Annotated in this window: 10 protein-coding genes; 6 read left to right on the top strand and 4 right to left on the bottom strand. The window is 47.9% G+C overall.

Annotated features, from left to right (window positions below; translation table 11 throughout):
* Nucleotides 1-298 precede the first annotated feature (298 nt).
* The 6 genes from xpt (at nucleotide 299) to QVO99_RS08215 (ending at nucleotide 5,999) form a co-directional block, all read left to right on the top strand.
* Nucleotides 299-865 carry a xanthine phosphoribosyltransferase gene (gene xpt, locus QVO99_RS08240; RefSeq protein WP_022317138.1) on the top strand — a complete coding sequence of 189 codons (567 nt, stop codon included), beginning with the start codon at nucleotides 299-301 and terminating at the stop codon, nucleotides 863-865.
* Nucleotides 866-976: 111 nt separating this feature from the next.
* A complete protein-coding gene (locus QVO99_RS08235; RefSeq protein ID WP_022317137.1) occupies nucleotides 977-1,351 on the top strand; it encodes a YraN family protein in 375 nt (124 codons plus the stop codon).
* Nucleotides 1,352-1,456: 105 nt separating this feature from the next.
* A complete protein-coding gene (locus tag QVO99_RS08230) occupies nucleotides 1,457-2,278 on the top strand; it encodes a biotin--[acetyl-CoA-carboxylase] ligase (RefSeq protein WP_022317136.1) in 822 nt (273 codons plus the stop codon).
* 21 nt (nucleotides 2,279-2,299) lie between these two features.
* Nucleotides 2,300-3,010, top strand: a complete 711-nt coding sequence (gene pyrH, locus QVO99_RS08225) for a UMP kinase (protein WP_022317135.1) — start codon at nucleotides 2,300-2,302, stop codon at nucleotides 3,008-3,010.
* Nucleotides 3,011-3,264: 254 nt separating this feature from the next.
* Nucleotides 3,265-4,944: a DNA recombination protein RmuC gene (gene rmuC / locus QVO99_RS08220; RefSeq protein ID WP_288177073.1), complete on the top strand. Its 1,680-nt coding sequence runs from the start codon at nucleotides 3,265-3,267 to the stop codon at nucleotides 4,942-4,944.
* Nucleotides 4,941-5,999 (top strand): glycerate kinase family protein, encoded by a 1,059-nt coding sequence (locus QVO99_RS08215; protein ID WP_022317133.1) that lies wholly within the window; start codon nucleotides 4,941-4,943, stop codon nucleotides 5,997-5,999. The genes rmuC and QVO99_RS08215 overlap by 4 nt, the downstream gene beginning before the upstream one ends.
* 144 nt (nucleotides 6,000-6,143) lie before the next feature.
* On the opposite strand, the gene QVO99_RS08210 is transcribed toward QVO99_RS08215, so the two are convergent.
* The 4 genes from QVO99_RS08210 to QVO99_RS08195 all read right to left on the bottom strand — a co-directional run bounded on the left by QVO99_RS08210 (nucleotide 6,144) and on the right by QVO99_RS08195 (nucleotide 8,880).
* Complete coding sequence (locus QVO99_RS08210) at nucleotides 6,144-6,542, bottom strand: FKBP-type peptidyl-prolyl cis-trans isomerase (RefSeq protein WP_022317132.1); 399 nt, start codon at nucleotides 6,540-6,542, stop codon at nucleotides 6,144-6,146.
* Between the two features lie 13 nt (nucleotides 6,543-6,555).
* Nucleotides 6,556-7,524 (bottom strand): hypothetical protein, encoded by a 969-nt coding sequence (locus tag QVO99_RS08205; RefSeq protein ID WP_022317131.1) that lies wholly within the window; start codon nucleotides 7,522-7,524, stop codon nucleotides 6,556-6,558.
* Nucleotides 7,525-7,624: 100 nt separating this feature from the next.
* A complete protein-coding gene (locus QVO99_RS08200; protein WP_022317130.1) occupies nucleotides 7,625-7,999 on the bottom strand; it encodes a DUF4834 family protein in 375 nt (124 codons plus the stop codon).
* 140 nt (nucleotides 8,000-8,139) lie between these two features.
* The gene (locus QVO99_RS08195; protein WP_288177072.1) at nucleotides 8,140-8,880 is read right to left on the bottom strand and encodes a CDP-alcohol phosphatidyltransferase family protein; all 741 of its coding nucleotides are present in this window, start codon (nucleotides 8,878-8,880) and stop codon (nucleotides 8,140-8,142) included.
* Nucleotides 8,881-9,130 lie beyond the last annotated feature (250 nt).

Genomic DNA, 9,130 nt, shown 5'->3' with positions numbered 1-9,130 from the left:
AGTGACTGAATTATAGACACTTCCGAATCTGGGACCAGATGGTTGACGGTTTTTAGAAAAAAAAGAGGATGTTGAGGAGTTTTTCATATTCTTGATTTGGGCGAGTATTTTGTTTGTTGGTTTGGTATCCATGTCACATACTTATCTCATTATATTGTTTTTGATATTTCAGTATGTCTACTTTTCTTTAGAATTTATCCAGAATGAATAAATCTCTAAGAATATAATCTATTTTCTTTCTTCATTATTTTCCTTTTTTCATATAATTATTTACCTTTGTGGAAAATATTAAAAACACATGGATATCTTAAAGGAAAGGATTATGCAGGATGGCAAATGCTATCCTGGAGGAATTTTGAAAGTTGACAGTTTTATCAACCATCAGATGGACCCTAATCTCATGATGGATGTGGCTAAGGAGTTTGTTCGTCTCTTTGATGGATTGAACATCAACAAGATCGTTACCATTGAGGCAAGTGGTATCGCTCCGGCCATCCTTGTCGGATATTTGAAGCAGTTGCCTGTGGTTTTCATCAAAAAGAAACAGCCTAAGACTATGGATAATATGCTTTCAACTGTAGTCCATTCATTCACCAAAGATAGAGATTATACTGTCTGCATCAGCAATTCCTTTTTGACTCCTGATGACCATGTGCTCTTCATCGACGACTTCCTTGCCAATGGCAATGCTGCAAATGGTGTGATAGACCTATGCAAGATGTCAGGAGCAACAATCGAGGCGATGGGATTCATAATCGAGAAGGCTTTCCAGCATGGCGGAGATTTCCTTCGCGAACACAATATCCGATATGAGGCTTTGGCTACTGTGGAGAGTCTTGATGACTGTAAGATATTGCTGAAATAAATTTTTTCTGCACTTGTCTTCAGCGACTGTTTAAGATGTTCTTCTAAGTTCAATATTTCTCTGGACAGGTAATTCTGACAATTACTACTTCTAATATTTCAAAATCCGCATATGGCACAACATAATGATTTCGGTAAATGGGGAGAAGATCTCGCTGTACATTATCTTTCTGAGAAGGGATATGCCATATTGGAGAGAGATTGGAGATACGGTCATAAGGATATTGACATCATTGCAATTTCTGATGACACGCTTGTATTTGTGGAAGTGAAGACAAGGAGAAACGACACCTTCATGCGGCCGGAGAAGTCTGTTGACTGGAAGAAGATAAAGAACATCACTCTTGCAGCCAATCATTACGTAAAGATGAATGGTATTGACCTGCAGATCAGATTTGATATCATCTCAATTGTGGCAAAGGGAACAGATGGCAAATGCAGTATAGATCATATTGAAAGTGCTTTCTTGCCATATTATTTCAGATAATGCGGTATTACAGCTCTTTCAAGAACTATATTGAACGATTCTGTAACAGCGTGTGGAATGCTATTTCAAGAACAACATAGAACTAATAATATTTGAGGATTAATATTGGAAAGAATAAAGGTTATAGAACTTGATTCCGTAGACTCTACAAACCGTTATCTTCATGACTATGACGGTGAGGAGGGTGAGCTGATGACAGTAGTCGTTAGCAGGAACCAGACAGCCGGTCGTGGACACGGTGATAATAAATGGGAGAGCGAGGATGGCAAGAACCTTACGTTCAGCGTGAAGGTACATCCTGAGAATCTGCCAGCCAACAGTCAGTATGTCATGCTCGAAGCAATGGCTCTCGCCATCCGTTCCGCTTTGGATGCGGAAGTGAAGAGCGTGAGGAGCTGGTCGATGTTGGAAGACTACGACTTTATGTTCGGCAGGTCGGTGGCAAGCGGAACTGACTGTCGCGGTTTCACCATCAAATGGCCCAATGACATATATTGGGACGATCTTAAGATCAGCGGCACGCTTTCAGAATGTGAGATAAACAGTAGTGGAGTGAAGAGCTGCATCATCGGCAGCGGCATCAATGTGAATCAGCGAGAATTCGTCAGCGATGCTCCAAATCCCGTTTCTCTGTCACAGATAATGCGCCGCACGGTGCCGTTGAAGAAAGTCTTCGAGGCAGTGCTCGCCAAGTTTGAGCATTATCTCGCCATTGTCAATGCGGGCGAGTATGCAAAATTGAAGGAAGAGTATATGGGTGTTCTCTACCGTCGTTACGGTTCCTATGGATATATAGATGGCGACGGCGAGTTTTATGCTCGTATTGAGGATGTTGGTCAGAACGGGCATATCATGTTGCGCAGAGATGACGGGATGCTTTCTGAATACGAGTTCAAGGAAGTGAAATTCAAATTGAAACAAAGATAGAATATAAAAATCAAACATAACATGGCAAAGTATAATAGAATCCTTTTGAAGCTCAGCGGCGAGAGTCTTATGGGCAAGCAGAATTATGGTATCGACGTGGAACGTCTCAACGACTATGCGCGCCAGATCAAGGAAGTGTATGAGATGGGAGTGCAGATAGGAATCGTCATCGGCGGCGGAAACATCTTCCGTGGACTCAGCGGTGCCGGGAAGGGCTTCGACCGTGTGAAAGGCGACCAGATGGGAATGTGTGCCACTGTCATCAATTCCCTCGCCCTCAGTTCCGCCCTCGGAGCTGTAGGCGTGAAGACCAAGGTGCTCACAGCTATCCGCATGGAGCCTATCGGCGAGTTCTACAACAAGTGGAAGGCTATCGAGGCAATGGAGGCAGGATACGTATGTATTTTCTCAGCAGGAACGGGAAGTCCGTATTTCACCACCGATACCGGTTCTTCACTCCGTGGAATAGAGATTGAGGCCGACGTGATGCTCAAGGGGACAAGAGTAGACGGTATCTATACCGCTGACCCGGAGAAAGATTCTACAGCTACCAAGTTCAGCGAGATTACCTACGACGAGATCTACACTCGCGGACTGAAGGTCATGGACCTTACTGCTACAACAATGTGCAAGGAGAATAACCTGCCGATATATGTGTTCAACATGGACATCGTGGGCAACCTGAAGAAAGTGATGGACGGAGAGCAGATCGGTACACTCGTGCACAACTGATACAGAATGTCATAAGATCAAACTGTGATAGTAGCTGTGTCTTGCCATTTGTCCATGATGATGGCATGACACAGCTGCTTTGACTTTAGTCAGAAATCCCGGAGATTCTAATTGTCAATCGGGCTTAATCCCTAAAACGGTCATTCGACCGTCTTATATAATATTGTATAAAACAATCTAACAGGCATTTGGGATAAACGGAAATCCCCCATCTGACTGCCGAATTAGATTCATATTCATGTAAACGACAAATAATGATGGAGACATATTTGATAATAGCAATAGTGGCGTCTGTAGCCGTACTTTTCATCGGCTACTATTTGGGAAGTAAAGGCAAGAACGCCAGTTCGCCAGACAATTCCCAACTTCTTGACAATATGCGTGAACAGATTGCATCCCTTGAAGCCAGGCTGAAAGAGAAAGACAGTACCGTAGCCCGTATGACCGATGAGATTCGCGAACTCACCTCTCAAAGGGATGTGCAGAAAGCCAAGGCCGACAACGCCGTGCAGACCATCGCCATGCAGAAAGAAGATTTCGAGAACCAGCTCCGTAGGCAGAAAGAGCAGCATGATGTGCTCCTTGCCGACCATAAGACTTCGTATGAAAAGCAGATTGCAGAACTGAGAATTTCATACGACCGGCAGGTTGCCGAGCTTAGGGATAACTTCAACACCCAGCTAGCCCAGACCAAGGAGAGCGCCGAGAAACAGATTGAGGCCCTGAAGACAATGAACCGTGAGCAGGTGGACAGTCAGCTGAAGCTGATAAAGGAACAGATGCAGACCACCTCTGAAGAGGTGCTGAAGCGTAGACAAGACGAACTCGGCGAGAGGAACAAAGAGCAGGTGTCGAAAATCATCGACCCTCTGCAGCAGAGTCTGAAAGACATGCAGGAAGCCTTCAACAAGTCTAAGCTCCAGCAGAACGAAGCCCTCACGCGTCTTGACGAAACGATAAAGATAAACATGCAGAAGAGTGCCGCCCTGGGCGAGACCGCCGACAGGCTGACCCGTGCGCTCACCGGTGAGGTGAAGGTGCAGGGAAATTTCGGCGAGCTGAAACTCAAGCAGCTTCTCGAAGACCTGGAACTCAAGGAAGGCGAGCAGTTTGATACCCAGGAAACGCTCCGCGACAAGGCTGGACGATCAGCCAGAGGCGATGACGGAAAGGGACTGGTGCCCGACTTCATCCTTCATTTCCCCAACAACCGTCACGTCGTGGTAGACTCAAAGATGTCGCTCACCGACTACGAGCGCTATATGAATGCCGCCGACGGCACACCGGAAAAGTCGGAATATCTCAAGGCACATATTGCGAGTGTTAGGGCTCAGGTGCGCCGACTTGCCCGTAAGGAATACACCAAATTCCTGCCCGACGGATACAACAAGCTCAATTTCGCCATCATGTACGTGCCGATAGAAGGTGCTCTCAACCTTGCTCTGCTCAATGATGACACCCTATGGCGCGAGGCATACGACGAGGGCGTGATGATTCTCGGTCCGCAGACCATGTATATGAACCTACGTGTGCTGGAGATGATGTGGACACAGGTGAGACAGCTCAAGAACCAGCAGGTGATGATCGACGCCGCTAATCAGGTGATAGACCGTGTGCAGGATTTCGGAGTGCGCTTCATGGATGTGGAGACGAGCATGAACGACACTATAAAGAAGATGACCAAACTGAAGATCACCACCGCCGACAGCGGTCCGAGCATCATAACGGCAGCGCGGAAGCTGCTCAAGGCAGGAGCTAAGGAAAACCAGCGCAAGAAGACACTCGCCGAAATGGACGAGTCTATATACATAGAGTCTGACGACGCTCCATTGCTCGCCCATCATCAGACTGGTGATGCCGATGTGGCAGCGGCAGACAATGAAACAGACAATAACCCACATACACCGACTGGCAACGAGGAGGCGGACTCATGAAATATATTCTTGCCATAGACTCATTCAAGGGATGCCTGTCGTCGGTCGAAGTGGAGACGGCATTGGCAGAAACCCTCTGCCGTGAGGGAATAGAGACAGTCTGTCTGCCGATGTCAGACGGAGGCGACGGGATGCTCCATGCCTTTACCGCAGCCCTCGGCGGAACATTGGAGCCGGTGTATATCCACGACCAGATGATGCGTCGGGTGGATGCCCAATATGGCATTGCGCCAGACGGCACGGCGATAATAGAGGTGGCACAGGCATGTGGACTGAATCTCGTAAAAGAGGATGAGCGCAATCCGATGCGTGCCACCACGTATGGAGTGGGGGAGTTGCTGTCGAGAGCCATAAAGCGGGGCTGCCGCAGTTTCATTATCGGACTGGGCGGCACGGGGACGAGCGATGCAGGAATAGGAATGATTCGTGCACTCGTGGATATCTTTGCCCGTGGCAAGAATTTCGATGAGGCGATGAATACGGAACTTGGCGAATGTAGGTTCACTCTCGCTTCCGATGTAACCAATCCTCTTTGCGGTGAGAACGGTGCAGCCTATGTTTATGCTCCGCAGAAGGGAGCAACGCCAGAGATGGTGGAACAGCTCGACCGCCGTGCCCGTCTCTTTGCCGAGAAATCAGCTTTGCATTTCGGTTTCGACAAGTCAAACGAACCGGGAGCAGGAGCAGCCGGCGGCTTGGGCTATGCCTTCATGCAATATCTCGGAGCAGAGATGAAGTCGGGTGCAGACTTGCTCTTGGACCTCACGGACTTCAATGAAAAGATAAAAGATGCTGATTTGATAATTACGGGTGAAGGAAGTGCCGACCGCCAGACCTTGATGGGCAAGCTTCCGCAGTGTGTCCTGATGCGTGGAAAGCAGTTGGGGGTACCCGTCGGACTTGTCGCTGGCGGAATAAAAGACAAGGAAGTTCTTCTTTCCGCAGGTTTCTCCTTTGTGAAAAGCATAACGCCGGAAGGCATGCCGTTGGAAGAGGCAATAAAAAAAGAAGTGGCGTTCAGCAACCTCCGTCGCTTAGCCACTTTTATTATTTAAAACTTAATTTCCGTTGTCGTCTTTCTCGCCAAGTGTGAACTCATCTGTATAGTATCTGAAGCGTAGGCCTATGTTTTACGAGTCAAAAGTATATGTTTTTTGCCTCGTGAAGTATAGGCTGGATAATCTTCTGGATATACCCTGTCAGGCAATGCCCAACAGCTCGATCTCGAAGATGAGCGTGGAGCCGCCAGGTATTCCCGGTTGCGAGAACTTGCCGTAGCCTTTCTCTGCCGGTATGTACACCTCCCATTTGTCGCCCACACACATCTGCTGCATGGCGATAATCCATCCATCGATGAGGTCGCAGAGGCGCACGGCGAGCGGTGCACCGCCGAGCGAGGAGTCGAATTTCTTGCCGTTTATCGTGCGTCCCGTATAGTGGGCGGTCACGATGCTGCGCCTCGACGGGTGTCGCCCGTCGCCGAGTCCCTCCTTCAATACCTTATAATATATGCCTCCGGGAATCTCCCTGACCCCCTCTTCCTTTGCTTTCTCCAATAGCCATTCTTTGTTGACTTTGGCATATTCCTGTTTCTTCATGTTTTCTTATTTCCTATTTCAGAAGTTTCACTACGTTTTCAAGACTAATGCCAGTCATTGTCGAAATCTGCTCCTCTGTCATTCCTTTGGCAAACAACGCTTTAGCCATATTGCGTAGCTGTTCATCCTTCAAAGTCAACTGTTCGCTCTGCTGTGACAACTGTTCGCTCTGCTGTGACAACTGCTGCTCTTGCTCCTTGAGCATTTTGTCGCGCTGCATTATAGCTGTATCACGGTCTTCAATGGCTTTGTAGTATTCATCCTCTACATTCATGTCCTGACGCATCTCTGAATTTGCGGCAGCAGCTGTGAGCTTATGCAGCACGTACAGCATGTCGCTGTCATCAGCATACTTGTCTTCGTCTATTTTAAGTACCTGTTGCGTGTCGCCCTCAACTTGGGTCTGGTCGAACACGCTGAGCACCTTCTCAAGTCTGTTGTTCACATTGCCATGCAGAAGAGGAATCTGCACAATAATGCTATTGTGGGTCAGACTTTCCACAAAAGGCTCTTCATTGACGTCGGCCACGACGTTTCCGTTATAGTCAAACACGTCATGATTGACATATACTATCGGTTCCTTGATGTTTCCCACCTTGTGCCCGAGGAGATAAACAGCTACCATCGGGTAGGCAAAGCCTTTCTCATCGGCTTCGCGCATGTTGTTCTTGTTGCTGTATTGGGCTCCGAGATATTGGCGGAAACGCAGGGTCTCGGTGTTGAGCCATGTCTTCTGCAGCTCTATCAGAACAATGCGGTCCTTTATCGCACCGCCTTCGCGCTCACGCACTGTCGCCGCAAAATCTATGCGGAACATAGACAGGGTGTCGCGTGTGGTGTTGCTGTATTCATGTGGACGCACCGTCACGTGGATCACTTCTTTCTTCAGCAAAGCCGACAGTATGGTCTTGGCTATGCGCTCGTCTTCCATGAGATATTTGAACACGGAGTCGTAAATCGGATTGGCTACATGTATAATCATAACGTTCTGTTTTGTTTCATTTACAAAAGTAGATAAAAAATCCGAATAATGAGTCTCTGTTGCTTAAAAAACGCCCCTAATTCGTCAAAAGGTATTCTGCTTATTCCACTTCCTCGAAGTCCACATATTCTCCTTCGTCTTGGGTGAATATGCGGCGGTTTATCTCGTCTTCGGTGCGGCGGTCTTCTATCACGTCGCCAGTCGTAGTGGTGTAGCGGCGTGAGGAACTGGCATTGCCGGAGGTTTGGCTGTTGCCTGTGTTTGGGTTGCTCCCGAATCCGCTATGGGAAGTGCCGTTTCCGAATCCGCCTTGTGCATTGTCGCCGAATGGGTTGTTGCCGTTCCACTGTTTGTTGAGATCGTCGAATTGCTTTTTCACTTTGTGTATCTGTCTGAATATCACAAAGAGTTTTATTGCACCCCTTATTCCCCAGTAGATGAAGAAGAAGAGTATGATGTATAATAGCAGTTCCATGTTGAGATGTTTTGGTGAGTACTGTCGTTATGCCGCTCTCTCCCTTACCTTGAATAATGACGATATTCGCATAGGGGTGAGCAGTCGCTTCTGTCTTTGGACCGGCAAATATGATGCCATTTGTCCGGCAGAGGGTGTTCCTATGCCTTCGGGTCGTTGGCAGGGGCGGTTTTCTTTGCTGTCTTGTTCACGCAAACCGACAGAATGACATACCATGCTATTATTATGGCGAATGCCGAGAGTTGGAAAAAGGCTATCAGCGGGATGCAGGTTATGATGAATATGTATTTCACTTCGTTTCCTTTCCATCCCCAGTTTTTGAATTTCAATGCGAATATCGGTATTTCGGCAATCAGTATGTAGCTGGTCAGCAGTACCATTGCCATTACGATGAACACGTTGTATGGCGAAGCCTCCAGCAGGTCTCTTGCTCCCACGATGAGCGATCCCCAGAACAGGGCATTGGCAGGTGTCGGCAGTCCGATGAACGATGTGGCCTGTCGGGTGTCGAGGTTGAACTTCGCGAGTCTGAGCGCTGAGAATGCCGCCATTATGTATGCGAAGTATGGCAGGTATTGCCGCAGCGGTTCGAGAGTGGCGGGATAGTCCATCACGGCAAGTTCGGCGAACACCATAGTTGCCGGTGCTACTCCGAACGTGATGTCGTCGGCGAGCGAGTCCAGTTCTTTTCCTATCGGCGACGACACTCCGAGCAGTCTTGCGCTCATGCCGTCGAAGAAGTCGAACACGGCACCTATGATTATCCACAACAGAGCCAGTTCAGGGCGGTTGACGAATGCGAAAGATGTGGCTATGCAGCCTGATATGAGGTTGCAGCAGGTTATGGTGTTTGGTATGTTTTTGGTGATGAAGTTTGCCATTTCTTTTTCTCCTTCCTTTTGTTTCGTTGTTTTGTTTGTTGTTTTTCTCTCTGATGGGTTCTTGTCTGCAGGTCTGGCGGATGAGGCTTGGTGATTGCTCTTTTCGTGTTCCGCGTATTTGCCGTTGCCTTCTATATGGCGTTGTTGTCCGCCATTCTTTATAAAAACAAGCCATAGACTCTTGCAGCCCGGCCTTTGGCGTAGGGTCATGAGTCTATGGCTTTATGGTTTCCTCATCATGTGTGTGCTC

The sequence above is a fragment of the Prevotella sp. CAG:592 genome (genome assembly GCF_000436015.1).
Taxonomy (GTDB): domain Bacteria; phylum Bacteroidota; class Bacteroidia; order Bacteroidales; family Bacteroidaceae; genus Prevotella; species Prevotella pectinovora.
The sequence above is the reverse complement of the archived record's forward strand: the minus strand, read 5'-3'. Positions and strand labels throughout refer to the sequence as shown.

Excerpts from the sequence above, each read along its gene's own strand:
- xpt (WP_022317138.1), top strand. The coding sequence starts at position 299 with ATGGATATCTTAAAGGAAAGGATTATGCAGGATGGCAAATGCTATCCT.
- QVO99_RS08235 (WP_022317137.1), top strand. The coding sequence starts at position 977 with ATGGCACAACATAATGATTTCGGTAAATGGGGAGAAGATCTCGCTGTA.
- pyrH (WP_022317135.1), top strand. The coding sequence starts at position 2,300 with ATGGCAAAGTATAATAGAATCCTTTTGAAGCTCAGCGGCGAGAGTCTT.
- rmuC (WP_288177073.1), top strand. The coding sequence starts at position 3,265 with ATGATGGAGACATATTTGATAATAGCAATAGTGGCGTCTGTAGCCGTA.
- QVO99_RS08215 (WP_022317133.1), top strand. The coding sequence starts at position 4,941 with ATGAAATATATTCTTGCCATAGACTCATTCAAGGGATGCCTGTCGTCG.
- QVO99_RS08210 (WP_022317132.1), bottom strand. The coding sequence starts at position 6,542 with ATGAAGAAACAGGAATATGCCAAAGTCAACAAAGAATGGCTATTGGAG.
- QVO99_RS08205 (WP_022317131.1), bottom strand. The coding sequence starts at position 7,524 with ATGATTATACATGTAGCCAATCCGATTTACGACTCCGTGTTCAAATAT.
- QVO99_RS08200 (WP_022317130.1), bottom strand. The coding sequence starts at position 7,999 with ATGGAACTGCTATTATACATCATACTCTTCTTCTTCATCTACTGGGGA.
- QVO99_RS08195 (WP_288177072.1), bottom strand. The coding sequence starts at position 8,880 with ATGGCAAACTTCATCACCAAAAACATACCAAACACCATAACCTGCTGC.